The organism is Symmachiella macrocystis (genome assembly GCF_007860075.1).
Lineage (GTDB): Bacteria > Planctomycetota > Planctomycetia > Planctomycetales > Planctomycetaceae > Symmachiella > Symmachiella macrocystis.
Genome location: NZ_SJPP01000002.1, coordinates 1,116,289 through 1,142,721 on the forward strand (window position 1 = coordinate 1,116,289; position 26,433 = coordinate 1,142,721).

Genomic DNA, 26,433 nt, shown 5'->3' on the forward strand with positions numbered 1-26,433 from the left:
GCCGCCTTTTGCACGGCTTTGCTCGGAGTCGGAAAGCGATGAGCGCTTACTGCCCACCCCATCTCGCTAGTTCTGCGGTGGTTGACCGGTTTGCGGTGCGCCGGGATTGTTTTGTTGTGCAGCAGCCTGTTCGGCGGCGCGGATGCGTTCTTTGTACAGTGCCGTGAGATCGACGGGAGTGGGTGTTTCCGGTGGAATGAAGGTGAATTCGCTATCGTCGATTGCGCCGTTGAGTTCAATATCGCGGAACGCCAACGTAAGCATCGGCCGCGCGTGATTGCGTCCCGCCACTTTTTTCAGGTACTGGATCTTCAGGGGGAAACCTGTTTGTCGGTCGAGGAACACTTTCACAAAATCGGGAACCAGCGAAGGCAACTGCTGCGCGGCCTGTTGCCCATTTTGGGGTCCGGCATTGGCTTGTTGCGGCGGGAGGAATCGACTGCGAAATTGTTGGTTCCAGGTCCCTTGAATCATCCAGACGCTCTTGTCGCCCAGCGAATCGTCTTTGAGGTTGTCGAAGGTCATCGACTGTTCCATGGCAGCTAACAAGCCGGGAAGTCCTCCGAAGCCCATTTCAGCGATAAACATGTCCGCTGTGGCGACTTTGCTAGAGCTGGCCGCTTCTAGGATTTCGCGCACATTGCGCCGCGTGAGTTGGACCTCTTCGCCGATGATGTGCCGGGTATGCAAAACCTCGCCATCGCAGACTTCCATCATCGCTCCGATGGTCTGTCCGATTTGTAGATCGAATTCCAACCGCAGCTTCATTTTGCCTCGCTGCAAATAGCGACCGGTGGCTGTGAACCCGTGAGTGCCGATTTCGACCGTCTCGATGACGTTGGCACGGATCGATTGGTGTTGAGAGAGCAATTCCCGCGATTTTCTGAGGGCATCGGCCGCTGTGGCTTTGTTGCCCACCTTCTCAGGCGGTTTCTCCGCAGGAGTTTCTGCGGGTTTTTCCGCAGTCTCTTCGGGCTCGGTCTCAGCCTGAGCCAGCGTCAAATCGGCCGGCAGCTGTTGATTTTGCGGCCCAGCTGGCAAATCCGGGAGAATTGCTCGGTGCAGCTCTGGCGGTGCAGCATAGCCGTAAGCCATTGCAGCAATGAGAGTTGCAGCCACACATAAAATGGGCAAGGTTTTTGTCATGTTACGAAAATACTGAATTCACCAAAGAAACGGGGCGGGTTATTCCGAAAAAACTGATTGTAATCGCATGCCGTACGGAAATTGCCATTCGACTGCGTGAACAAAAAGGCGGTGATGCTTCCTGTTGGTAAGTATGCCGCTGCAGGGCGATCTGTTTGATGGTTTTAGTGTATTCGCTAGGCCGCAGGTAGGTCGACTGCAATCCACAAGAAAGAAATTCGGGACAACGGCGCAGGAATACGATTGGATCCGGCGCTTGAGTCGCAGCGGGAGCGGGGTGTTTAGGAGACGTTTCATCGAGATGGATCCTGTTGGCACCAGTCACATTACTTAAGTACCCGAGGGGGTTATGATGAGATCCTACTTTTTGGCATTAAGCACTGTGGTCGTCGTGAGCGTCGGCTGCAGCTCTTACGAGACTTGTCCAGACGACTGCAATGGCGGTGGACCTGGAGGAGCCGGCGGGTATCCTTCGGTCGATTCCAACCAATACCACGCGCCCCCGGCCCAACATTTGTTGCGTCCCGGACCCATGGTCGACGGTCCCGGCCCGGGCGTGTTGCCGATGATGGGTGGCATGGGAGTTGGCGGACCGTTTTCGACGCAGACTTCGCAACTCCGGTTTATCGGCCCGGCCGGCATGGGCATTGGCTGGCAGATCAACGGCGGATTCGCCGAAGAGCAGTTGACGGCTCCGGGACGGTACAACTTCAATCAAGGCGCGACCTATCGCCTGAAGTTGACCAACGTTCCCGATCGCGCCGGCATGGTGCTGTATCCCACGCTGCAAGTTTACATGTCGCAGCCGACCACCGATGCGTACTTGTCGCACAATCCGATTCCGATTCAACTCACGGACGAAGACATCGATCAAGTCGACGCCAACAACTTCGTGACCAAAGTCATCTACTTGCCGGATGCGGAACATCAAGAACTGGCGATTGCCGGTGTGGAAACCTTGGTCTCCACGAGACTTGACCCGGGTGTTGATCCTGTCCGTGAAGCCAGCCGTCGTGGCTCGATCATGGCTGTGATTCGCATCGGTAACATGGATCTGGAAATGGCTGATGGGATGCCCGTTGCGGGTGCCAATGGTCAAGTCCTTCCCGCCTCGCACATTCGTCACATCAGCGGCAAGGACGATCAGCACGCTCCGCCGATGCCGATTGGATACATTGGTGCCGATGGCGTGCCGACAGCGATGATGATGGGTGCCCCGCGTCCAATAGGCGGCGTTCCGGCCTACAATCCGGTCAGTGGTGTCAACGGAACTCCGATTTGGGGTCAACCGATGACCAGCACGCCGATTGGTCTGCCCGGTCCTCCGCACCTGCCGTACGGTGGTCCTGCCGGACTGCGGTCGCACACGGTTCGGAACAAAACCAAAATGCACATTCCGGGACCGACGCGTGACCTGCTGATTGATGTCAAGCACAAGCCGGGTATCAACATGCCCGATCCCGTCAACTACGTGGAGTACGAGGAACGCCACTACGGTGCGAAACCGTTCGAGCACCTCAAACAACACCGTGCGAGTCAAATCGAACTTCGTACGATCCTCGACGGCAATCAGTTGCAAAACTGCCCTCCGGGTGCCCAACAGTAAGCACTCGGCGAGCTATGTGACGACCGCTGCCAATCTAACCGGAACCGTGCCGCCAGAAATCAGGGCGGCACGGTCTCCGGCCCGCGGCGGGAACAGTATTAATTCTACGTGAGACGTCGGAACTCCCCGAGCAATAAAACGCTTGGACAGTGACGACACACTTTTTCGGTCGCAACCACTCTTCTCTATTGCCTGGAACGTCAATCGTGATGTGGCGCATTGAACAGACACGGCAAGATACGGCCAAGCTGCTCGTCGGATTCTTCCGCCGAAACATGGCTGGCCGGTCGTTGACCATCCTTTTCGCGGGACTGGCATTATGGGCTACGGGGTCTACGGCTTGGGCACAGTCCTCGGGCCGCTATTACCCGTTGAACCAAAACACGCCACCAGGCGTCGCCGGACAATGGGCGGGCTTGATCGGCAAAGCCGACGGTCACTACTTTCAGCCGGTGCGGGTGGAACTTCCCGGAGACGGACAAGTCACCTTCTACGGTGCGGGTGGACAGGCCAACGAATACCCAGCCCCTGGACAGATCGGCATGCTTGTCGGGCATGTCTATCGCTTTCGAATCAGTCACATGCCGCAACATCCCGGAGCAGAGTTGTATCCCAGCATCGAACTGCTGGATCGTCTGCATCCTCCGCGCGGCAGAGCGGCTGACTTCCCGATCCCCATTACATTCTCCGACAAAGAAATCGAGTTGGCGCTCAATGGCCGAATGGTCACCAAAGTGATTTATCTGGAACAACCGCAATTGGCCAATCCGATCAAATTCGACGCAAAGGTCCCAGTGGAAGTTTTGGCGCCGCAACAAAATGCGCTCGCCGCCGCCGATTATTACGGACGGCCGATGGCCATTGTCCGCCTGGGAGGTCGTATTCCCTTGATGCAAGGGAACAACGATGACTTCTTCGGCGACCATGCCCCGATTGCTGTCTCGGCCACGGCCCAACCACCCGGTCAGGCTGCCGCCCCATCCGCACGGATGATTACCAAATAGATTTTTCAACCAGCGAATCAATTCAGTCCATTGTACACACAGCGATACCACTCTCCGGGCAAAATACAGAGACACGGGAACATGACAATTCAAAAAACAGACAGCGCGGCACAGCAATGGCGACATGCGGCAATGCGTCTGGGCTATGTTCCCGCCGCACTGTTGTTATTGGGACTGTGCTCTTGTTCCAGTAGCCGGAACCAAGTCTCCGGTGATCCATTCAATACCGACACCGAGACACTCACCGTCAACGCGATTGAAGAGACGCCCGCAGGCGTCGCAGCCCCGGTGGAATCGGCCGTGCATGTTGAATCGGCCAAAACCGAACGGGTGAATTCGCGTCGCAACTCGACAGCGGGTGAAATTGTACAACTGTCCGGCCAGAGCATGGGGACGGAGTACTGCCCTGAGGATTGCCTGGATGGAAACGCAGCCGGCGGCGTCGGCTTTGGGGGCGGGCATGCGTTGTTTCCGCCAGCGATGCCGACGATGATCACCGAGGATAACACAGCCTCGCAAGCGAAATATCCGGACGAATACATTTACGATGGCGGCGACCGGGCCACGTCGGTGCATTACACAGGTTACGGCCTGGGCGGTTTCGATCCGGAGGATGCGATCGCTGAGTACCGCGATGAAATCGGCGAGCGGCATATTAAAAAATCAAACCGCGTCGCTGTCTACTCGCCGCGTTTTGCAGCAGTGAGCGTCATCAGCACGCTGGGTGAAGGAACGGACATCGATCAAGCGGTCGGTTCGGAAGTTTCGGAATACGGCGTGAACTACTACAACCGCACGGCGATCGTCGAGCATCAAGAAAACCTGGGCAGCGAGCGGGTGCGGATGCGTAAGCGTGCCAGTGGCCTGGACCGCGACATGATCACGTCGTTGGTCGACAAGCCGGTGACCTTGGTCGAAAACACGAAGTTGATCAACGCCTTCGAGGATTACAAGTTTATCGTCGCCGGCGAGTTGATTCAGGACGAAGCGGCCGTGATTGGCAAAGCTGTGCAAGCAGCTGCGGTTTGGTCGCATCGCGCCTATCCGGTGCTGGCTGCCAAAACCACCGGGTCCAACGAAGTGTATTCCACCTGGACCGCGCAAGAGTTGGCCTCCACCGACGATCCCGACAAGAGCAAGGGTCAGATTCGTCTTGTGAAGTTGGCTGACAAACATGTGGCCGAAAAAGGAGAGATCGTCACCTTCACGATCCGATACGATAACATTGGCGACCTGCCGGTGAACGAAGTGGTCATCATGGACAACCTCACCGTGCGGTTGAGCTATGTTGAAGGGACTGCGACCTCGGACCACGCCGGCAAATTTGTCACCGAAGACAACGGTGCGGGAAGTCTGATTCTCCGCTGGGAATTGGATGAACCGCTTGCGGGAGGAGAAGGCGGCGCCGTGAAATTCGAGACACGCGTCGAATAGCAGACCAAGACTTTACAAGCATGCAACGTTAAGGATTCCCGCAAGTCCGGATTCCCGCCGGCTGTCCATTGGACAGCACGGCGGGATTTTTTTTGCGCTGTTGGTTGATTGCGAGAGTGGCAATTCAGTCCGGTTTACGGGGTTTTCCGCGCAGCGGTAGTTCATACCCGCGTTCCGCGGGGGAAGTCCCGTGAACGGGACTCTATATCGAGCGCGTCCAAAAAACGTTCATTCATTTCGCGTTGCGGAGCGATCCAAAGTCATAAAATGCGCGCCGCTCAATTGTCATTCGGAAGTACAGTCAGATCCAAATACTGTTCCATCTCCGGGAGCAAGAAAAGTGCAACATCGACTCGATGACCTTGCAATTCAGCAAGGGGCAATGGATTGGTTAGCAGTTGTTCGCCAATAAATGCCTTGAACTCGCACATTGATCCCGCCGTCGTTTCGGACCTGATCAGAAACGTCACGTCTCCTGATTGGCCAACTCGGCGCTCACGCCACTCAGCAATCCAACGCAATGCTTCCGCCCAATCCGATTTGAATTGAATAATGGATGCGCAATCGATCGAAATCGTTACAAAGTAGACCCCGCCGCCGAACCATCCCCCGCCAACTTCTTCAATGCTTAACACAGTCGCACCTAAGGCAGTCACCATTCTAAGTGGGACACTACAAGTAGTTTCAAAACCCTCCGACGCGTCACGCAACCACTTGTATTATAGATTCCTGAACAGGCGCAACCGGGTTTTGAAACGGGTTCTGGCAAGACGGAATCATTTAGCGTCGTTGTCCGGTTTCGTCCGCGCCTCCCGCTTCGCCATCCAAAAGAAAAAAACGGTACCAAGACTCAACGACACATTCGTATATCCCACCATATTTCGCGCCTCTCGCGAAACAGCAGGTTCGAGATATCCCAGCATCAACCATACGGCAGACATGATCATCAGCATGACGGTCAGGAAATTAGCGGTCGATCGTGCACTCATTGGCGCGCCTCGGCTTGCAAGATGGCGATGAACCGATTGGCTTGCGCGTAGCCTTCATATTCGGCCCGCTCTTCGTCCGTCAGTTCACCCTCGTTCGCCTTGTGGGCAAGAACTTCAATGCGGGCCTGCATTTCGGCATCGGCGTGAAAATCAATAATTCGGTGCGCCTGGTCAGGACTGAGAATGCTCAGCAACGGATCGGTCGCTCGGTCGAGTGCAGTATTGATGGCGGTTGGATTCATGCTGAAATGATAGCATACTGCGGTCCTAAGTGGCAAAGAGAATTTGACCGAAGCATTCCTCTCAACCCGATCTCCGGCTAGCGCCTTTGGCCAACCCGGTTGACCGGGTTTTCCGCGCAGCGGTATTAGCCCCGTGAACGGGACTCTATTGGTGTGCTCTGTATCTGGAATCCAGTCAGGGCGAATGATTTGTGAAACTGTTGTTCCCGGTGAGATGGCCCCATACCATTAAGGCTGCAACGCCAATCAAAAACACCAGCGTGCCTGTGCGTGGTAGGCGGCTTTTTTTGGCAAAGTCGGTCATGGCAAACGCTCATGCGTGTCAGTGGTTTGGCGTTATTCCGATGGTAGTGTCCAGTTGAAGAGGCAATCAGGTAGTGCTTTTCGGAGCTTCTCAGTTCCTGCATCAGTGACTTGGGTGCCATCAAGCCATAGCACCTTAAGGTTGGTCAGCTGTAGAAGATGTTCCAGCCCTGCATCACTGATTTGAGTATTGTCGAGAGTTAATGTCCGAAGGCTTATTAGCTGGCTAATATGTTCAAGCCCCGCGTCACTGACTTGCGTATCGATAAGAGACAGGGTCCTAAGGTTGTTCAGCCTTCGGACGTACTCAAGTCCCACATCAGTGACTTGGGTTCTATCCATCCACAATTCCTCAAGGTTGGTCAGTCCTCGTAGATGCTCAAGCCCGACGTAGCTGACTTGGGAGGCGGTTAAATCAACTACGATTACTCGCTCAAACAGCCACAAATCCTCATCATCCACCACATTCGGAATCCACGCAGGACGAACGATCACTGATTCTGTATATCCGCCAAGTCGTTCGACCTCAGCAATCGCTGTTTGATTGCGATGATAAGGCAGCCACACCATCAACGCTCCACCGCCGACTAGCAGGACAACGCCAAGGAGCACAATTGTCCATGTGCGTGGCAAACGCGTTTTAGGAACGGAATCGGTCATTGAAAACACCCCTTTGGTAAACTATTTCGGTGGTGCTTTCCAAATAATCCGGCTGTCCGGCAAGGCTTTTTGCAGTTTCTCAACTCCAGTCCTCGTGACATTGGTCTTACGGAGAAAGAGAAATTCAAGGTCGCTCAATCCACGCAGATGCTCAAGACCCTGATCACCGATTTTGGTGTTTTCGAGCGATAATTTTTCAAGGCTTGACAATCCTCGTAAGTGTTGAAGTCCGGCGTCACTGACTTGAGTCATATTCAGTGATAGGGTCTGCAAGTTACTCAGCGTTCCAATATGCTCCAACCCCGCGTCACTGACCAAGGGAGCGTCGAGCCACAGGACCGATAGGTTTTTCAAATCTTGGATCTGCTCAAGCCCCGCATTACTGATTTGGGCACCATCAAGCTGTAACTCTTCAAGGTTGGCAATGCTGATTGCCCCTCGCACATGCTCAAGTCCCGCGTCATCAACGGATGTGTGGCACAAATCAATGACCCGCACCCTGCTGAAGAGTTCCAAATACTCATCATCCACCGCATCGGGAATCCAAACAGGACGAACGACCTCTGACTTTGTTTCTCCGCCAAGCCGTTCGACCTCAGCAATCAGCAGTTGATCACGATGATACGGCAACCATACCATCAACGCTCCCCCGCCAACCAGCAACACCACAGCGATGAGCAGCAGTGTGCCCGTGCGTGGTAGGCGGCTTCGAGGGGGTGGAGTCGGTGATGGGGAGCGCTCCATTGTGTTTGTGGTTTGGCGTGATTAACTGGCGGCCAAGTCCCTGAGCACCTTGTGCAGGATTCCGCCGTTGCGGTAGTACTCGACTTCGACCGGGGTGTCGATGCGGCAGCGGGTGGTGAAATTGATGGTGCTGCCGTCGGCTTTGGTGGCGGTGACTTCGACGTCTTGGCCCGGTTTGATGTCGTCGGTCAGGGCGATGTCGAAGGTTTCTGTGCCGTCCAGGCCCAGTGCGTCGCGGCTTTCGCCGGTTTGGAATTCCAAGGGCAATACGCCCATGCCGACGAGGTTGCTGCGGTGAATTCGCTCATAGGAAACGGCGATCACTGCGCGGATGCCGAGCAGGTAGGTTCCCTTGGCGGCCCAGTCGCGTGAAGAACCGGTGCCGTATTCCGCTCCGGCCAGAACGACCAGCGGCGTGCCGGATTCTTTGTACTTCAACGACGCATCGTAGATCGACATCTGTTCGTCGGTCGGCAGATAGGTCGTCACGCCCCCTTCGGTGCCCGGTGCGAGTTGGTTTCGCAGGCGGATGTTGGCGAATGTGCCGCGGGTCATCACACGGTCATTGCCGCGACGACTGCCGTAGCTGTTGAAGTCCTTGACGGCCACGCCTTCTGCCTGCAAATACAATCCGGCGGGCGCATCGGGTTTGATGGCACCGGCGGGGCTGATGTGGTCGGTTGTGACCGAATCGGCGACGGAGACCAGGCAGCGTGCGTTGTTGATGGAAGCAATCGGCAGCGGCTCGACCGGCATGTCGACGAAGAAGGGTGGCTCTTGGACGTAGGTGCTCTTGGCATCCCAGGCGAAGAGGTTCCCCTCAGCTCCGGAAATCGCCTGCCACTCCGGCGGTCCGTCGGCGGCATGCGCGTATTGGGTGGCGAACATTTCGGCGTCGAGCGAACTGGCGATCGTGTCGGTGATCTCTTTTTGCGAAGGCCAAACGTCCTTGAGGAAAACGTCGTTGCCATCCGTGTCTTGCCCCAGCGGATCTTTGCTGAGATCGATGTCGGTGGTTCCGGCGATGGCATAGGCAACCACCAACGGAGGGCTGGCAAGATAGTTGGCTTTGACTTGTTGGTTGATGCGGCCTTCGAAATTCCGGTTACCGGACAGAACGGCTGAGACGACCAAATCGCCTTCGGTGACTGCTTCGGAAACGGCCGTGGGGAGCGGGCCGCTGTTACCGATGCAAGTTGTGCAGCCATAGCCGACGGTTTGGAAGCCGAGAGCATCGAGGTCTTCATTCAGACCGGACTTTTCGAGGTATTCGGTGACCACACGGCTGCCGGGAGCGAGACTGGTTTTGACCCACGGCTGACGGTTCAGTCCCTTGGCTCGTGCCTTACGTGCCAACAAACCGGCGGCCAACATCACCGAAGGGTTGCTGGTGTTGGTGCAGGAGGTGATGGCGGAGATGACGATCGCGCCATCGGTGATTTGCGAGCTGCTGCCGTTGTCCTGGACGGTAACGGGCGCTGACGGTGCGGACTTGCCGAATGTTTCCGCCAGGTCCTTATGCCATTGCTGTTTCATGTTGGTCAGCAAGATGCGGTCCTGCGGACGTTTGGGACCGGCCATGGAACTGACGACAGTGCTCAGGTCCAATTCCAACGTGCTGGTGAATACCGGATCAGCGGATTCGGCTGTGTGGAACATCCCCTGCTCTTTGTAGTACCGCTCGACGAGATCGACCTCAGCGTTGGTGCGTCCGGTGCGGCGCATAAAGGCGAGTGTCTCATCGTCGACGGGGAAGAAGCCCATCGTGGCACCGTATTCGGGGGCCATGTTGGCCAAAGTGGCCCGGTCGGGGAGGCTCATTTGTTGTAGACCGGGGCCGAAGTATTCGACGAACTTGCCGACCACGCCATGCGCCCGCAACATTTGCGTGACCGTCAGCACCAAGTCGGTGGCGGTGGTTCCCTCGGGGAGCTTTCCGGAGAGTTTGAAGCCGACAACTTCCGGCGTGAGCATGTAGATCGGTTGTCCGAGCATGACTGCCTCGGCTTCGATGCCGCCCACACCCCAACCGACGACGCCCAGGCCGTTGATCATTGTGGTGTGGCTGTCGGTGCCAACGAGGCTATCAGGGAAGGCAACGCCGTCGCGGGTGAGCACGACCTTGGCGAGGTATTCCAGATTCACCTGATGGACAATACCGGTTGCCGGCGGGATGACGCGGAAGTTCTCAAACGCTTGTTGGCCCCACCGCAAGAATTGGTACCGTTCTTGATTGCGCTCGAATTCGCGCTCGACGTTGTGCATCAGCGCGAGTGATGTGCCGAATTCGTCGACCTGCACGGAGTGGTCGATGACCAAATCGCAGGGGACGAGCGGATTGATTTTTTGTGGGTCGCCCCCCATGCGGACCATGGCACTGCGGAGTGCGGCAAGATCGACGACAGCGGGTACGCCGGTAAAGTCCTGCAATACGACGCGGCCCGGTTTGAAGGGGATTTCGTCGCGGGCGACGTTTTTGGCATCCCAGGCAGCCAATTTGGTGACGTCGCTTTCATTGACGACAAAGCCATCGACGTTGCGGAGACAGGCTTCCAGCAGGACGCGAATGGAATATGGCAGTTTTTCGATATGGCCGATTCCGTCCTCGATCAGCTTGCCCAGCCGAAAGATGGTGTACTCGCCCCCCACAGTTTTGATTTTCGTTTCTGCCCCAAACGGATTTCCGCCAGCCATCGGTACCTCTCCCTGTCTACGCTATTCCGCTAAGAATCCGGTTTTTTCCCGGCCAAATAAGTCTGAAATCTGCTTTCGTGCCCCTGATGATATTAAGGTCTTGGGAAAAAAAGAAGTGAGCGGTTGGCACGGCGGGACACACGGTTCACAGGGTCTGCTCGGTAAATCGAGCGGCTGAGGCAAGCGGCAATACCCAGCGGACACGGTTTCGTCCGTCAACGAGGCTCGTTATCCTGGTTGTTTCTCAAATATCACAGCAACTCATGACGAGGTTGATATGCGACAACGCAACGCACGAATCGGGATGGTGCTCTTCTGTGTGTACCTGCTGCTGTATGGCGGGTTTGTGTTTCTGAATGCCTTTGCGCCGGAAACCATGGAAGTCCTACCCTTTGCCGGGGTGAATCTGGCGATTTTGTACGGATTTGGCTTGATCATCGCTGCTGTGTTGTTGGCTTTGATCTATGGCTGGATGTGCCAACCGGACGATGAGGATGTCGCCGTGAAAGAGGTGGAGAAATGATTTACGAACCCTCCCCCCAGGCTGTGGTCTTCTTCTTTCTATTCGTCGCCGTCACGCTGGGACTCAGTTTTTATTTAGGCAGTAAGGCGAAATCCTCGCAGGGCTATTTCACTGCCCACGGTCAGATTCCCTGGTTCGTTAACGGCATCGCCTTTGCAGGTGATTACCTGTCGGCGGCTTCGTTTTTGGGCATCTGCGGGATGATTGCGTTCTATGGGTACGACGGGTTTTTGTACTCGATCGGCTATCTCGCCGGCTGGATTGTGGCGCTGTTTGTGATTGCCGAACCGATGAAGCGGTTGGGGCGGTTCACATTTGCCGACGCGCTGGATGCGAAGTTTGAATCGCGGGGCATTAAATTGGCCGCAGGCATCAGCACGTTGGCGGTCAGTGTGTTCTATCTGATTCCGCAAATGGTCGGCGCGGGCGTGTTGGTCCAACCGCTGCTCGGATTTCCACACTGGGTGGGAGTCGTTTTAGTGGGTGTGACGGTGATTTTGATCGTCGTTTCCGCCGGCATGGTCTCAACGACCTGGGTGCAGTTCCTCAAGGGTTCGCTGTTGGTTCTGTTCAGCGCCATTTTGACGTGGATGATTATTGAGCGTGGATTTGAGGTTAAAGCGGGTGGGGAGGATGGTTATGCGTTTCAAACTCTGGGTCCGGTGAGCACCGCGTCGGAGTTTGCCGCACTCCCTGCGCTAAAAGGGACAAGCCCGGTGCCGCCTGAGGGGCCATGGACCGACACGAAGTTTCGCCGCTATCGAAATGACGCAACGGGGATTGTCTCGGTCTGGAGCGAAGCCGAAATCGCGCCGGGCCAATTGGTGCTGCGTGAAGCGCAGTCCGTGACCCAAAACACGGACGGGATAACTCTCGTCAACGGCCAAGTTAAAGGCACGAAAAAGGGTGAGGCGGAATTGCATCCGGTGGGGAATGTCACGAAGTTGCCCGGTGGGGAGTCACGGACCGGGAAGCTCGGGTTTCTTTCGTTTTTCAGCACATTGCAAAACAGCGAAGTCGTGCTGTGGGGGAATCAGAAAATCACCGAACCGGATGGAACAACGACGACGGTCTATTACCAAAAACCGACCGCCGGCAACCAAGTGTTGCGTCCGGGCGAGCATCCCACGTTTAGCGGAATCCGCAGCACGAAGCTGCTGGACAAATTGAATTTTCTGTCGCTGATGCTGGCACTGTTTTGCGGGACCGCTTCGTTACCGCACATTTTGATTCGTTATTACACAGTCAAAGATGCCGCCGCAGCGCGGAAGAGTACGATTGTGGGGATCGGTAGTATCGGGTTCTTTTATGTGCTCACGCTCTACATGGGATTGGGAGCGATGACCAGTGGGTCGATGGACGTTACCAATAGCAACATGGCGGCGCCGTTGTTAGCGCGGAGCATGAACGAGTGGCTGTTTGCAGCGATTTCAGCGATCGCCTTTACGACGGTGCTGGGCACGGTCAGTGGATTGATTTTGGCCTCTGCCGGAGCAGTTACGCACGACTTGGTCACACACGCGTTCGGTGTGGAGTTGAATGATGGCGAAAAAGTCCGCGTGGCAAAGATCACTTCGGTCTTTGTCGGTGCGATCGCGATTGTGTTGGGCATCGTGTTCAAAGAGATGAACGTCAGCTACCTCGTCGGCTGGGCCTTCAGTGTTGCTGCTTCGGCGAATCTGCCGGCGCTGGTGATGTTGTTGTTCTGGAAAGGGACGACACGACAAGGAATCATCGCCGCTGTGGTGGTCGGCATGACCAGTTCGCTGGGGTGGATTCTGCTGAGTGCGGATACCTACACCAAAGTCTATGGCCTGCCCGCTGGAGACGCGCTGGTGCCGTTCAGCCAACCGGGAATCGTGACGATTCCGTTGGGATTTTTGACGTTGATTGTGGTGTCGTTGATGACGCAGCCGAAAACAGCTTCGGAGTGAGTTGACGTTAAACATGGTTGGTTGGCGACCGATGGCCCCCTGGCTAAGTCGAGAATAGTAGGGGCCTCCAGCGCGTCAAACCGTGACAGTGATGCCGACGGGATTGATATTCCCGCTGGGTGATTGCCGAAAATGATACTAGGCACCCTGCTAAAGTAGTGAACACACGGCCACATTCCGCCGGGATAAACTGGTCAGGATGTCTGGGCAAAGGGTGTTCATCAGGATATACTAATATCTCAATTCGTGCGGCAACTGGAGTTAGCGAAAAGACTTTGATTGAGGATTTTTGAATGACCGTTTCGACCAATTGCGAAGGATTTCGACGTCGTGACTGCCTAAAGTTGGGCCTAGGCGCGCTGTTTGGCGGGAACTTTGTTGACGCATTGCGGATGCAAGCGCACGCGAGTGATGCTGTGGCCAACGGTCGCAAGAAGGCGACGAATTGTATTTTGATTTGGATGGATGGCGGACCCACCCATTTTGAGACGTTCGATCCAAAACCGGAGGCCCCGGCGGAAATTCGCGGCGAATTTGATCCGATTGCCACGTCCGTGCCGGGAGTTCACTTCTCAGAGCACATGACGAAACTGGCGAGCAATTTGCACCGGTTCTCGATGATTCGCTCGATTCGTCATAACCAAGGGAACCATGGCGCCGGTAACCACTACATGATGACCGGTGCGCCGCCGCGGATTCCGGTCGGTTGCGGTGCGTTTGTTAGTTTTCATCCCAGTCTGGGTTCGGTGGTTGCTCACGAATTGGGTCAACCGACTGGCTTGCCGCAATATTTTTCTATGCCGCGAATGGCGCGCTCAGGCGGACCCAACTTTTTGGGTGCCAAGTACGCCCCATTTGTCGTAGCTGATGATCCCAACAAAGAAAAATTCCGCGTCCGCGACGTTGCTCTGCCCAACGGATTGGAGACCGGACGGTTTGCGGGACGGACCGATATCCGCGCACAGGTCGATAAGTTGCGGCGGATCGCCGACAAAGCTGCCGGTGACCCGGTCGGTGGTTATGACGAATATTTTTCGCAAGGCTACGATCTCGTTACTTCGCAGGAAGCCCAAGAGGCCTTCGATATTAGCCGCGAAACGGATGAGACGCGTGAAGCGTATGTCCGCAACGGTTTTGGACAACGCTGTCTTTTGGCCCGGCGATTGGTCGAAGCGGGTGTGCCGTTCGTGACTGTTTATGATGGTGGCTGGGACCACCATGGCAGCATCTTCCCGGCGTGTCGCAAGCGATTGCCGGAATGGGACCAAACGGTGTCGGCGCTCATTGAGGATCTCGACCAACGCGGCATGTTGGAAACGACGGTCGTTGTCGCCTTGGGCGAATTCGGCCGCACGCCGAAGATTTCCCAACTCGCGGGGCGTACCGCACCGGGCCGCGACCACTGGGCCAATGCCATGTCGGTGCTGATGGCCGGTGGCGGCACTCCTGGAAATACCGTAGTTGGGGCCACGGATCGCAAAGGCTATACGGCTATTGACCGTGTTCTTTCTCCGGAGAATTTCGTGTCGACCGTGTATTCTAAGCTGGGGATCAACCCCGACAAAATGTTTTACACACCGCAAGGCCGCCCGTCGCATCTGGTCAGCGATCCCACGCCGATCAGCGAAGTGATGGCCTAACGCTTCCGGGGATTCGCTTGCCCGAGGCTGGCGGGAATTCTACCATCCGTGTGCGCGCATGCGTTTGTGGTAAAAAACCGACATCTCTAACACCCCCCCCCTGCCCCGCTCCGATATGCCTGATCCCACGGATAACGAACGTACGCTTAGCCGGTTTGTCGTCGGTATTGATTTGGGGACGACGAATTGTGCGGTGGCGTATGTCGACACCGACGACGAGAGCGGCACGGTTTGTACGTTTGATGTTCCGCAACTGGTCGCTGCTGGGGAGGTCGAAGCGCGCGAGACATTGCCGTCGTTTCATTACGAACCAGCCGCCGGAGAATTTGCTGCGGGTGCACTTCGGCTGCCTTGGAGCGATGAGAATTGTTCCTATATCATGGGGGCATTTGCGCGGGATCATGGCGAGACGGTTCCCGGACGTCAGATCGGTTCGGCCAAGTCGTGGTTATGCCATTCGGGAGTTGACCGCACATCGCCGCTGCTGCCTTGGCATGGGGCGGACGGTGTGGAAATGCTTTCGCCGATTGATGTCAGCAGTCGCATTCTCGCGCATATTCGCGCGGCCTGGAATCATCGGTTTCCCGAACATCCATTGGAACAACAAGACGTCGCCATCACGCTACCGGCGTCGTTTGACGAGGTAGCGCGCGAGTTGACGGTTAAGGCGGCGGCGCAAGCTCAGTTGCCGCGGATTGTGTTGCTCGAAGAACCGCAAGCGGCGTTTTATGCATGGATTTATCGGCATCGCAACGATTGGCAAAATCATGTCCAACCGGGACAGAAAATTTTGGTCTGCGACGTCGGCGGCGGAACGAGCGACTTTACCTTGATCCGCGTCCGTCCCGGTAGTGCGGGGAAGGTGCGGTTTCATCGCGTGGCGGTTGGCGATCATTTAATTCTGGGCGGCGATAACCTGGACCTGGCGCTCGCGCATCACGTCGAAGGAAAACTGACCGCAGGCGGTAAGAAACTTTCGCCGCGCCAATGGGGGGTGCTTGTGCGAACGTGCCGCCGCGCTAAGGAAGCGCTGCTCGGTGCGAATCCGCCGGAGACGTTTGTCATCAATCTGCCCGGCGGGGGATCGAAACTGATTGGCGGTGGATTGCAAACAGAAGTTTCCGAAGCGGATGTGCGGCGGATTTTGTTGGATGGTTTTTTGCCCGCTGTTGAACTCGATGCTCAGCCATCGCGACGCAGTTCGGGGTTTCAGGAATTCGGTTTGCCCTACGCGCCCGACCCGGCGATCACGCGTTACCTAGCGGCCTTTTTATCGGCGCATCGGCACGATGCGCGTCCCGATGAAGATGATCCGGTCGACCACGATCCGGCGCGGCCCGACATTGTGGTCTTTAATGGCGGGTTGTTTGAATCGACGACGCTGCGCGAGCGGATGATGGATCAGTTATCGCAATGGTTTTCGCCGGGGGCGGGCTCCGATTGGCAACCGTTGGTGCTCAAGAACGACCGGCTCGATTTGGCGGTCGCGTACGGGGCGGCGTACTACGGCATGGTGCGCCGCGGGGTGGGTGAAAAGATTGCCGCCGGGTTGCCGCGGACGTATTACGTCGGGGCGGAATCGGCGGAGAACGACGAGACGACGGCGGTTTGTCTGTTGCCGGCGGGTATTGAAGACGAACAAGGAGTGGATCTCACCGACCGCGCGTTTCATTTGCGGATCCGTGAGCCGGTTGAGTTTCCGATTTTTGTATCGAGTACGCGGCTGACCGATCAACCGGGTGATGCGGTGCCCTTTGACCGCGAACAGATGTCGGCGCTGCCGCCTATTCGGACGGTGCTCAAGTCGCGTAGCTCCGACGGGAATATCTTGCCGGTGCATTTGCATGCACGTTTGACGGCGATCGGCACGATGGACATGTGGTGCAGTGAAGTCGACGATCCGCGGACTTGGAAATTGCAATTCGACGTCCGCGCTGCCACGCACACTGACCGTGAAGCGCACACTGGTGGCGGCGAATCGGCGGGGTTTGTGGATGAACAGACCATTGCCACCTGCCGGGCCTTGATCCAAGAGACCTTCACCGATGCGGGTGATCCCAAATCATTGGTCAAACGGCTGGCGACCGCAGCGGGGATGAGTCGGCATGAATGGCCGCCGTCGTTGTTGCGAGAGATGTGGGAATGCTTGATGGAGGTCGAAGCGGGCCGCAAGTTGAGCATGACGCACGAAGCGCGTTGGTTGAACCTGCTGGGTTATTCGTTGCGGCCCGGTTTCGGCATGGCGGTCGATGATTGGCGCGTCGCCCAGACGTGGCGGCAATTGCAGGGCAAGTTGATTCATGCCAACCCGACTTGTCAGGCGGAGTTTTGGATTTTGTGGCGGCGGATCGGCGGCGGCTTAGCGGCGGGGCAACATTGGACGTTGGCCGCTCCGTTACTCGCGGCGGTACGCAATCGTCCGAAGTCGTCAAAGAAAAAAGGCAAGCCATCCGGCGGCGCGGGGATTGTCGAAGTGCTGCGACTGCTCGGTTCGCTCGAGTCCTTAAGCCTCGATGTCAAAAAGGAACTCGGCACGGTCTTGTTAAAGATCATCAGCAACGAGGGCGCGATTGCGATTCGTGAAGCAGCCGCATGGGCCTTGGGCCGCGCCGCTGCCCGCGCCCCCTTACACGGTCCGCTCAATTGCGTGCTGGCGCCGACGATTGTGGAAGCTTGGATCGACAAGTTGCTCAAAACCCGCGATCCCGATCCGGTCTTGGGCTTCACGCTGATGCAACTCGCCCGCAAGACCGGCGACCGCTATCGCGACATATCGGACGAGACGCGGCAGCGGGTGGTCGATTGGCTGGAAGACCACGACGCCCCGGCACACTTTGTAACGCTGGTGCGCGATGGTGGGGAGTTGGAAGCGGACGAACAAGGGATCGTGTTCGGTGAGAGCCTGCCGGCGGGGTTGCGGTTGGGGTAGTGTGAAGGGTTATTGGCCCGTGGTGAAACTGCAGGGTTAAATATTTTCTGCCATCAAATTGCATTCAAATCAAGACGACCATCGACACTTCCGGAGAATCGATAATGCCGACTTGGGATAACTGGGTGCAGGAGTGGAAAAGAATCTGTGATTGCGTTGTGAATCGCGGGGGAACGCTGACACACTTCGAAGTCGACCCTCCTGCACTACACTCACGGATCATTGAAGTTGAAGAACAACTTGGATATCCCATTCCATCAAGTTACCGGGAGGTCTTGTTGAATTTCTCCCAACGGGTCTCAGTTCTCGCCAATTTACCGGACAATTCCTCCTGTAGCGAATCGTTGAAGGACGTGTTTGCTGTGTCGGTCATGTGGGATATTGAACGTCTGCCTCACTTGGAATTGCAGCGGCAAGAAATAGTCGAAGGGAACGAAGGGGATTCGTTATTCGCCCCTTGGCGACGTGTTCTACTTGTGGAAACTAGTAGCGGTGGTGACGATATAGCGATCAATCTGGATCCAGAGAATAAGGAAGAAGTTGTTCTATTAAACCTAAAACATGTGGAAACGCATCAGTGCAAACTGGGGGACAATTTTCAACAGTTTGTTGATCGAATGACAGATATTGGCATTCCAATATGGGATTCCTGTGCAATCCGGCCTTTTGTCAATAAGCCAGCCTGGCACCTTGATTCTGAATGTGAAAATGCGAAGGCGTGGAGAGAGTGGTTGGGCTACAGCCGAATGTAGCTGAAACGCGAATGTCGCAAACGTTTGCCGGAGAATCGCTAATGGCTGCATGGGATACGTGGGTTAAAGATTGGGAAACGGCTCGAGATCTATTGGTTGCAAAAGGTGGTCGTGTCGTTCACTTTGAGGTGGCACCACCTGCTACCGCCAAAGAAGTACTTGAAGTGGAAAAGACGATTGGCAAGCCTCTACCTGCTAGCTTTAAACGGGTCGTTACACAATTTTCGAAAGAAGTAAACATCCACGTACGCTCCGTGGACAAATCGATTATCCCTCAAACTCTAAGGACGCTTTTTTTCCGAGGAGAAATGTTTCTGATTTGGAGTTTGGAAGAAGTTGTATATCTTGAGCAAGAGCGTCAAACAATGCTCGAACGCTCTGAAGGGGAAAGATTACTAGATCCGTGGCGGCACGTTTGTATTTTACAGACATGCGCAAATGGCGACGATTTGGTGTTTGATGAATCGTCTTGCTGCCCAGAAGCCATTCGGTTTTTGAGCATCAAACACGCGAAAGGCAACGGTTATCTCCTTGCGGAGAATTTCGAAGACCTAATTCACCGAATGACCTTGCTTGCGCTGCCCGGCTACGATGATAATTGCTGGCTACCGTTCGCGAAAGATTCTACGTCGATGCTAGACCCACATTGCGAGAATGCAAGAATCTGGCGAGAATGGCTCGGATTCCAACCGAGCACCAAGTAGCAAGGGATGCTAGAAATCCGGTCTGCCCGGCGCCCGTTTGGTGGGGTTGAAATCGAACGTGAGTCTCGTCAGGCGGCTGCCTGACCTACCGGGCTCCTGCAAATCGCGAGCTTCTCGCGTATACGGCAACAGCACTCTGCTTGGTATCCTGCATTGACGCATTCTTGCATTTGATTTATAGCGTTTTGCCGCTCCAGAAGGCACATTTCCCGCAACTGGCCGTCAACGAGGACACCGCCATGCAACGGTCTATTCTGTTTGCTCTTGTGGTTCAGCTTTCGTGTGTGGCATCGGTGTTTGGGTGGGAAGACCCGGTGGCTGCCCGCAAGCCTCTTAAATACTGGGTCGATCGGTTAAATGACTCCGACGCGGAGGTCCGCGAACAGGCAGCGAGCTTTGTGGAAAACGAGCTAACTGAGTTTTCGCCCTGGGATTGGGCTTGGGAAGGAGGAAGTTATTCTGATCCCGATGGACGCAAGAAACGCGCCGCCTTCCGACAGGAAGCAAATCCGCTGATTCCCGAACTGCTCAAGGCGCTGAAGAACAAGGACGAAAGTGTTGTCAGTGCGGCAGCCGAAGTGCTGATGGCCATGGGACCGGAAGCGCAGACAGCATTGCCCGATCTGGAACGAATCATACTCAGCAAATCATCTACCGCATCCACGCGAATGACGATGTTCTACGTGCTGCTGTCCGCCACGCCGGAGGACAAACCTGTTGGGCCGATTTTGCTTAAGCTGCTGAACTCCTTGCCATGGGAAACGTATGAAAACGTATTGAATGAGTCGTACCGCAGTCTTCCTACCGACGACGAAGACCAACAATCTGAGAACGCACAGAAGCAGCGCGGGACCATGGTCGCTTTGTCCATTCCTGCCTACCTTATGCCGATGATCTCTTCTGGTCATACGAAGATTGAAGTGCCTTATCTTGTAAAGATTGCATCGGGAGAATACCCAGCAACCGTCCGAGCAATGGCAATCGGAATTCTGGGAGGGTTGGAATTCGATGCGAAGTCTGCCGTACCAGCGCTACGCAAGCTGCTGAAGGATGAGGACCGCTTCGTCCGCAGCTGGGCAGTCAATGCGCTGAGCGATATTGAACCGGACCCACAGCTCGTTCCCGAGTTGATCGAAGCACTCGGATTGAAAGGTGAGAAGCGAGACGAGGCTGAGCAAGGGATGCGCGAGTGGTTTAAGCAACAAGAACAGGAAAGAGAAAGCTTGCGGGAACTCTTTGAAGATGAAGACGATCTGATGGTTCACTTCCAGACGTTAAACCAGATGATTAAGCATGGAAGCGGTTTCCAACGCCGCCAGGCCATTCAACATCTGGGTCAGATCGGGCCGGCCGCGAAATCCATGATTCCGGAACTTCGCAAAGCACTGCTGGACCCCGACGAAGATACCCGCCGGATGGCCGCCGAGGCGATCAAGCAGATCGAGACGACAGCGCCGACATCTAACAACAATTGAGGCTGCTGCCCCCGCAGGTGGCCCAGATCGTTTCTATCTGGGCCGACGAAGTTGGCAAGAGCTTTGCCGCAGAGTTGCTGACGATTCGCAACCCTCTCCTGCGGCTGCGCCGCCCCAAAAGGATCTTTCGGGGCCACCCGCGGTTGGGATAGTGTGATGGGCATTCGCCGACGACAATGTTAGAAGCGTCAGAAATGGTACCCGCACACCTTCACTAGAAGGCCTTTCTTTCGCTGCTGCCAATGAGTACGCTGGCTTTTCAACCAACTTCGAATCGCAGCCAGGAAGCAACGAATGAATATCCATCAATCGTCTGAATCCACCTTTCCGGATACTCTGTTGCCGCAACAGGTTGACCTGCACGAGCTAAAACGGCGTATGCTGATTACCACTGGCAAGGTCTGCGTGTATTATGCCGGGCTGCACTTTCTATGTTGGTTCTTAGCGTTTGCGATCGAACCGTTTCGTTTTACATTCTATACATACCATTCGTTGGTAGCGTTGTTGATCGCATTGGTGAGGCTTACGCCGGTCAACAGTCTCTTTACATACGGGTTGGTCACTCTTCCAGTTGTGACTGGATGCGTACACATGTTGGTGGTCGGCGCAGGAGGTCTGCTGGGGGGACGGTACGCGTTGCGGCATGATCCCTCACGCGTGACCCGCGGCGTCTATCGTGGAGGAATCGCTGCTCTGGCAATACTTGTGCTGGTCAATGCCCTGACGAGCTTTTGCTTATGGTACTTTCACATCAACTTGACCGATTTGTGAAGGCAACCCCATTTTCAATCCCAGACCATATAAGACGCGGCTCCGGGCAACGGCAGGAAGACTTGTGGCGTTGATTATCGAAGGTGAATCCCGTCAGGCGGGAGCCTGACCTACGGGGCTGCGTTGTTTTTGGGGGTAGGCAAATCTACCGTACTACGCGAGAAAGGTGAGTCGCGACGCACCCTACGGGCACAGTAGTTGGGGCGAAGTTTTCGATTTGACGGCGGTGTCTTTATTGGGATATGGTAGGCGTTTCTAGCGGCCCCAGTCTGTGGCCCTGGCATTTCTTCTGAATACGTTTGTATTCACCTACTGACTTACCCTGAGACGAACTCCTCGAAGGAATCAGGCGATGGCCATTGTTGCGGAATGCTTTACGTGCGGGCAGACGTATAAGCTCTCGGATGACAAAGCGGGGCGGACGTTTCGTTGTCGTGGTTGCAGTGCGACCGTTGAAGCTCCCGGTAACCGAAGTGGTGCGGCGGGCAGTTCGCGACAACGGTCGTCATCCGGTGGCGGAGCGAACCTCGACAAGCGGGTTTTGTTGATCGGCGGTATCGTGGGCGGCTTTGTGCTTCTGTTGGGCATTGGCACGATCATCGGCATGGTTGTCTCTTCGCGGAATCGAGCTGAAGAGCGAATTGCCGATGAGGGTGAACCAGGCCAATCGAATGAAGGCGTCGCTGCAGAAGACTTGAGCGAAGGGGAAAAAGCGAAGCGACAAGAAACGTATCAGGCGAGCCTGAAAAAGAGACGCCAGGCACGCGGTGATCGTGACAAAGAGGCGCTCCTTTCCAATTTTGGTAAGGAGAAAGTGGCGACGGTTGTGATCAATAACGTCGTGGGGGACACAGCCGCTGCGAACCGCTATCTGAATCGAAAAATCTTCCGCGCCGCTTACAGCATCTATGCGGGGGCACAGGAGCGCGCGTCGCAACAAACCAAACAGAACAAAGACGCCGCTGCACAAAAAGCGTTGCAAGAACACAAAAAGCAGTGGGGCAAAGCGGGTCCCGGATTTGTCCGCTTTGAATACAAGGTGATCCGCTCGGACTTGCCTTACCCACGCGTCCTCAATATGGGGCGGCAGGACAATACGTTTACGTTTCTCGTCGGCCCGGCGATCAATCTTCGCGAATTTGCTGAACAAATTGGTGTGGGATCCGTGTCGGACGTGCAGGGTCGCGAGATCCAAATCCGCGCGCAATTGCCGACGCCGATTCCGGATCCCGATATTGAAGAACTGGTGCTCCAGCATGGCGACGAGAAAGTGGTGCGTGTCGAAGTCCACGGCGCTGAGGGAAGCCCGGAGTTGGTGCAACTGTATCTGCAAAATCAAACCGAAGCGCTCGACAACGGCGGAAATAAACTTTCACTCGTCGCCATGGAGGCTTTGGGGAACGGCCAGTATCAGTTTGTGGTAGCACCGGTTGAGAATGCACAAGTGTTTGCCGAAAGCCTGGATTGGGGGCAACCGGAAAACGTCGATGCGGATGCAGGGTTGGTGACCATAGCCGCCCAATTGCCGGAGCACCTGCCCAGCCGAGCCGAACTACGAGCGGCCGAGGAAAAACTGCGGGCGGAGGAAAGAAAACGACAAGCGGACGAAAACGCCATTCGCAGCGCCGACATTTCCGGAAAAGCTCGTCCGGGTGAAGCGGAATTAGACTGGGCCCTTCGCGATCTGCAAGAGGAAAACGCCAGCCGTCCCGAAAAGGCTCTCAAAGCATTGGCTCGGATGGATGTGGATGACGAGCGGCGCGAGGAGGTTGCCAAGGTGTTGCAACAAACCATCGGCAAGCCCTTCTTTCGTCTGAAGGATCAGATCCCGGCGATCCTGCATTGGAAAACAGACGACACCGAACAAATGATTCTGCAAATGGGCGGGAAACATCACTCGCCTGACGATGGCGCCGCCTTGATGCAGGCCCTTGTCGAGTTAAACACGCCCACCACCGCGCGTGCGCTCGCCACCGCACTGACGGACTTCTTTTCCGGTGATGATTCGGTGCGGTATCTGATTCAAATGGGACCGCTCGCCGAAGGTCCGGTGTTGCCCTATCTAAAACATAAAGACGCACGCATCCGCCGACGGGTCTACGCCGTCCTCATCGAAATCGGCGGCCGCAAATCAATGGGCAGCGTGCGCTCCAACGTGAAGTTGGAAAAGGATCCCGTGATGAAAGCTCTTGCGGAGGGGTGCGATACGGAGATCCGAGCGCGGGTGGCTGCGGCGGAGGAAGCGGAGAAGGCGGGTGCGGAGGGGGGAGATGGGGAGTGATTGGGCGTTGTTGTTACGCGATTCAAGCGTTGTAGGGTGAATTAGGGGAAACACTGCTGGGCAAGTCAGTATTGGCACCCGGAGGACGTTTCGCTGCAGAAAGGCTACCGGCCGCGTATTGACATTCATGGCAACCGCATCTTAAACCACAACACTAACGAGTTCCGTTCTCCAATTTCTGGTTTCGGAGAGTAGCATTGGCTAACGATGGGCATCTTGAAGTAGTTGATATCAATGGCATCGTGTTCACGGAGGAGGGTAGATCGTTGTGTCTAGAATTTGTGGAAACGATTCCACCATATGGAACGTTTTTCGTTACTTTTAGTAACGTGCTAGTCACAAAACTTTTCCGAGATGGTCGTGATGAATTTCCGCTAACTGTAATTGACTTGAAATGGCAGCCGATTCCTAACGCAGAGATAAAAGCAGTCTTGTTTGCACACGGTTCCCCATTCCTTGACTCTTTTGGAAATCCAAGGGTACCCAGTACGCCTTTGGTGATTGCACATCTCGAAGGTGATCTAGTGGGCGATGTCATTGCAGAAGATGTTGTTGTCGAACCTGCCTAACATCCCCTTGAAAAACCCTCACTTAACACACATGTTAGAGAGACGCAGGTCATGCAGCCGCCTGACGGGAATCACGCGGGGCATTCAACCGCGCGTCAGGCGGCTGCCTGACCTACCGCTCTACAGTGTCGGCAAAAAACCACAGCTACCAGTGTCATCATCGATGAAGATTGTAATGCTATTATTATCGGACACCATTTCAACCTCTTCTGAGCCAAACCATTCGGTATGTGACCGTTGTGCACGGCGAAAATTGACCTGCCACACTTTGTTGAGTGGTCCATTGATGGTCGGCGTTGTGATGTTTCTTACCGTGGGTGTTTCGCGCTCATCCAAACACCGTACTAAAGATAAGGTATCGTACTCTATCCCTTGTTCGCCAAGAAATCTTTTAGCGTGGTGAATTGCATCGTCTTTAGTCATCGGTACCGACTCCATTGCCCGGTTACGAAGAAAAGTTCAATGCCACCCTTTGGTGGTGGTTCAAGTCGCCGGCTTCGCGGATAGCCCGCAGATATGCGTCGGTGAATTCAAATCCGAAAAGCAGCACGCCTCACATCATATAATAACAGATCGAGGGGCGTGCGGAGGATTAAACATTTCCTCGGTTGATATCCGAATTGCTGCCGTGCTTCCCCACTGATGTCCGAACGACTTGGCATTCGCGACGCGGCGCGGTTCAATGGAGGCTTACATATCCTGCCGCCAAGAACTCACGAAGCGCATCGAGGAGCTGACTATGACCTCACCATCCCATGAGACACACATTCCGCGACGCACATTGCTCGGATCAATGGGGGCAGCCGCCGGGACGGCGTTGTTTGCTGGGGATGCTCTTGCGGCGGATCCGGCGGGGGCGGTTTTGGATCGGACTTCGTCGATTCGGATTACGCGGTTGACGCCCAACATTTGTCGGGATCGGGTGTACGTTAAGATCGACACGAATCATGGCATTAGTGGGTGGGGGGAGATCAAGGGGGTTGTGCCAACGGTGGCGGCGGCGTTGGCGGCTTCGATGTTTGAGATGTTGGACGGGCAGAATCCGACGCGGATTGAGCATTTGTGGCAGGTGCTGTATCGGGCGGAGCGGAATCAGCGCGGCGGGGCGTTTATGCTGCACACGATTGCCGGGATCGATATGGCGCTGTGGGATATCACCGGGCAGTTGTGGGGCGTGCCGGTGTATCGCCTATTGGGGGGGCCGCTACGGGAGAAGATTCGCGTTTATCCCACGGACAAGGCGATCAAGGTCGGCAGCGGGCCGCAACCGCAGTCGGGCAATCCCGATCAGATTGAACGCATGGTGCAGTCGGTCCGCGCTGCTCGCGAAAAGGTCGGCCCCGATGGCACGGTGATGTTCGATGCGCACAGCGCCGTGCCGCCGGCGATGCTGATTCAATTCGCCGCCGCCATCGAACCGTACAACCTGTTGTTTCTGGAAGAGCCGGCGGTGCCGGGAAATATTGAGGTCTTCAAACGGCTGAAACAACAAATCCGCATTCCGCTCGCCGCCGGGGAACGGGACCGCACGATTTGGGGCATCCTGCCGTATCTGGCGGAAAAGGTGCTGGACATCGTACAGCCCGATTGCGGCTATACGGGAGGCATCAGCCAGATGAAAAAGATCGCCACGCTGGCCGAGGCCTACATGACGCCCATCGCGCCGCACTGCACGCAATCGTATTTGGGCATGACAGCCAGTTTCCACGTCGCCGCCTCGGTACCGTTGTTTTTGATCCACGAAGCGTACGACGATGAACTGCTAGGGACAATCGTCAAGCCGCATTGGCAGCGGACCGACGACGGGCACGTGACCTTGCCGGAGGGGACGGGGCTGTGTGTAGATATTGACGAAACCGCGCTGGCCAAGGTGGCGGCGGATCCGAATTACAAATACCGCTGGCGGGGTCCGAAATTGGATGCGGATGGTGGAGTCGTGGATTATTGAAGCCCCACCGGGAGGGCGAAGCTCCTGCTGAGCCGCATCGATGCGCTGGGCGTGGCAATGAAGTGCCCAATAGAGGCGCTGAATG

At 55.7% G+C, this 26,433-nt stretch carries 22 protein-coding genes; 14 read left to right on the forward strand and 8 right to left on the reverse strand.

Annotation, left to right across the window (positions count from 1 at the left end):
- Positions 1 to 66: 66 nt before the first annotated feature.
- Entirely contained in the window at positions 67 to 1,146 is a 1,080-nt protein-coding gene (locus CA54_RS22405) for a hypothetical protein (RefSeq protein ID WP_146373191.1), read from the reverse strand.
- Between the two features lie 349 nt (positions 1,147 to 1,495).
- Between CA54_RS22405 and CA54_RS22410 the strand changes: the two genes are divergently transcribed.
- The 3 genes from CA54_RS22410 to CA54_RS22420 all read left to right on the forward strand — a co-directional run bounded on the left by CA54_RS22410 (position 1,496) and on the right by CA54_RS22420 (position 5,190).
- Positions 1,496 to 2,752, forward strand: coding sequence for a hypothetical protein (locus tag CA54_RS22410; RefSeq protein ID WP_146373192.1), 1,257 nt, complete (start codon positions 1,496 to 1,498; stop codon positions 2,750 to 2,752).
- Positions 2,753 to 2,961: 209 nt separating this feature from the next.
- A complete protein-coding gene (locus CA54_RS22415; RefSeq protein ID WP_449342983.1) occupies positions 2,962 to 3,756 on the forward strand; it encodes a hypothetical protein in 795 nt (264 codons plus the stop codon).
- Positions 3,757 to 3,837: 81 nt separating this feature from the next.
- On the forward strand, positions 3,838 to 5,190 hold the full coding sequence (locus CA54_RS22420) for a DUF11 domain-containing protein (protein ID WP_146373194.1): 1,353 nt from the start codon (positions 3,838 to 3,840) through the stop codon (positions 5,188 to 5,190).
- Between the two features lie 278 nt (positions 5,191 to 5,468).
- Here the strand turns inward: CA54_RS22420 and CA54_RS22425 are convergent, their stop codons facing one another.
- The 6 genes from CA54_RS22425 to acnA form a co-directional block, all read right to left on the reverse strand.
- Positions 5,469 to 5,900, reverse strand: coding sequence for a hypothetical protein (locus CA54_RS22425; RefSeq protein ID WP_146373195.1), 432 nt, complete (start codon positions 5,898 to 5,900; stop codon positions 5,469 to 5,471).
- Between the two features lie 66 nt (positions 5,901 to 5,966).
- The gene (locus tag CA54_RS22430) at positions 5,967 to 6,179 is read right to left on the reverse strand and encodes a hypothetical protein (RefSeq protein ID WP_146373196.1); all 213 of its coding nucleotides are present in this window, start codon (positions 6,177 to 6,179) and stop codon (positions 5,967 to 5,969) included.
- A complete protein-coding gene (locus CA54_RS22435) occupies positions 6,176 to 6,421 on the reverse strand; it encodes a hypothetical protein (RefSeq protein ID WP_146373197.1) in 246 nt (81 codons plus the stop codon). The genes CA54_RS22430 and CA54_RS22435 overlap by 4 nt, the downstream gene beginning before the upstream one ends.
- Before the next feature lie 336 nt (positions 6,422 to 6,757).
- Positions 6,758 to 7,384 carry a leucine-rich repeat domain-containing protein gene (locus tag CA54_RS22440; RefSeq protein ID WP_146373198.1) on the reverse strand — a complete coding sequence of 209 codons (627 nt, stop codon included), beginning with the start codon at positions 7,382 to 7,384 and terminating at the stop codon, positions 6,758 to 6,760.
- Positions 7,385 to 7,405: 21 nt separating this feature from the next.
- Positions 7,406 to 8,053: a hypothetical protein gene (locus CA54_RS22445; protein ID WP_197532728.1), complete on the reverse strand. Its 648-nt coding sequence runs from the start codon at positions 8,051 to 8,053 to the stop codon at positions 7,406 to 7,408.
- Positions 8,054 to 8,149: 96 nt separating this feature from the next.
- Positions 8,150 to 10,822 (reverse strand): aconitate hydratase AcnA, encoded by a 2,673-nt coding sequence (acnA, locus tag CA54_RS22450; RefSeq protein WP_146373200.1) that lies wholly within the window; start codon positions 10,820 to 10,822, stop codon positions 8,150 to 8,152.
- A 277-nt stretch (positions 10,823 to 11,099) separates the two neighbouring features.
- Between acnA and CA54_RS22455 the strand changes: the two genes are divergently transcribed.
- The 10 genes from CA54_RS22455 to CA54_RS22500 all read left to right on the forward strand — a co-directional run bounded on the left by CA54_RS22455 (position 11,100) and on the right by CA54_RS22500 (position 24,400).
- On the forward strand, positions 11,100 to 11,345 hold the full coding sequence (locus tag CA54_RS22455; RefSeq protein WP_146373201.1) for a DUF485 domain-containing protein: 246 nt from the start codon (positions 11,100 to 11,102) through the stop codon (positions 11,343 to 11,345).
- The gene (locus CA54_RS22460) at positions 11,342 to 13,279 is read left to right on the forward strand and encodes a sodium/solute symporter (protein ID WP_146373202.1); all 1,938 of its coding nucleotides are present in this window, start codon (positions 11,342 to 11,344) and stop codon (positions 13,277 to 13,279) included. The genes CA54_RS22455 and CA54_RS22460 overlap by 4 nt, the downstream gene beginning before the upstream one ends.
- Positions 13,280 to 13,572: 293 nt before the next feature.
- The gene (locus tag CA54_RS22465; RefSeq protein WP_146373203.1) at positions 13,573 to 14,919 is read left to right on the forward strand and encodes a DUF1501 domain-containing protein; all 1,347 of its coding nucleotides are present in this window, start codon (positions 13,573 to 13,575) and stop codon (positions 14,917 to 14,919) included.
- A 115-nt stretch (positions 14,920 to 15,034) separates the two neighbouring features.
- Positions 15,035 to 17,848 (forward strand): hsp70 family protein, encoded by a 2,814-nt coding sequence (locus tag CA54_RS22470; RefSeq protein ID WP_146373204.1) that lies wholly within the window; start codon positions 15,035 to 15,037, stop codon positions 17,846 to 17,848.
- Between the two features lie 104 nt (positions 17,849 to 17,952).
- Positions 17,953 to 18,600: an SMI1/KNR4 family protein gene (locus CA54_RS22475; protein ID WP_146373205.1), complete on the forward strand. Its 648-nt coding sequence runs from the start codon at positions 17,953 to 17,955 to the stop codon at positions 18,598 to 18,600.
- A gap of 11 nt (positions 18,601 to 18,611) precedes the next feature.
- Positions 18,612 to 19,304, forward strand: coding sequence for an SMI1/KNR4 family protein (locus tag CA54_RS22480; RefSeq protein WP_146373206.1), 693 nt, complete (start codon positions 18,612 to 18,614; stop codon positions 19,302 to 19,304).
- 164 nt (positions 19,305 to 19,468) lie between these two features.
- Complete coding sequence (locus CA54_RS22485; RefSeq protein ID WP_146373207.1) at positions 19,469 to 20,779, forward strand: HEAT repeat domain-containing protein; 1,311 nt, start codon at positions 19,469 to 19,471, stop codon at positions 20,777 to 20,779.
- Positions 20,780 to 21,073: 294 nt separating this feature from the next.
- Positions 21,074 to 21,550: a hypothetical protein gene (locus CA54_RS22490; RefSeq protein WP_146373208.1), complete on the forward strand. Its 477-nt coding sequence runs from the start codon at positions 21,074 to 21,076 to the stop codon at positions 21,548 to 21,550.
- Positions 21,551 to 21,902: 352 nt separating this feature from the next.
- Positions 21,903 to 23,831: a hypothetical protein gene (locus CA54_RS22495; RefSeq protein WP_146373209.1), complete on the forward strand. Its 1,929-nt coding sequence runs from the start codon at positions 21,903 to 21,905 to the stop codon at positions 23,829 to 23,831.
- 197 nt (positions 23,832 to 24,028) lie between these two features.
- Complete coding sequence (locus CA54_RS22500) at positions 24,029 to 24,400, forward strand: hypothetical protein (protein ID WP_146373210.1); 372 nt, start codon at positions 24,029 to 24,031, stop codon at positions 24,398 to 24,400.
- A gap of 120 nt (positions 24,401 to 24,520) precedes the next feature.
- Here CA54_RS22500 and CA54_RS22505 read toward each other — a convergent pair whose 3' ends face one another.
- Positions 24,521 to 24,823 (reverse strand): hypothetical protein, encoded by a 303-nt coding sequence (locus CA54_RS22505; protein ID WP_146373211.1) that lies wholly within the window; start codon positions 24,821 to 24,823, stop codon positions 24,521 to 24,523.
- A gap of 316 nt (positions 24,824 to 25,139) precedes the next feature.
- Between CA54_RS22505 and CA54_RS22510 the strand changes: the two genes are divergently transcribed.
- Entirely contained in the window at positions 25,140 to 26,348 is a 1,209-nt protein-coding gene (locus CA54_RS22510) for a mandelate racemase/muconate lactonizing enzyme family protein (protein ID WP_197532729.1), read from the forward strand.
- The last annotated feature ends 85 nt before the right edge of the window (positions 26,349 to 26,433 follow it).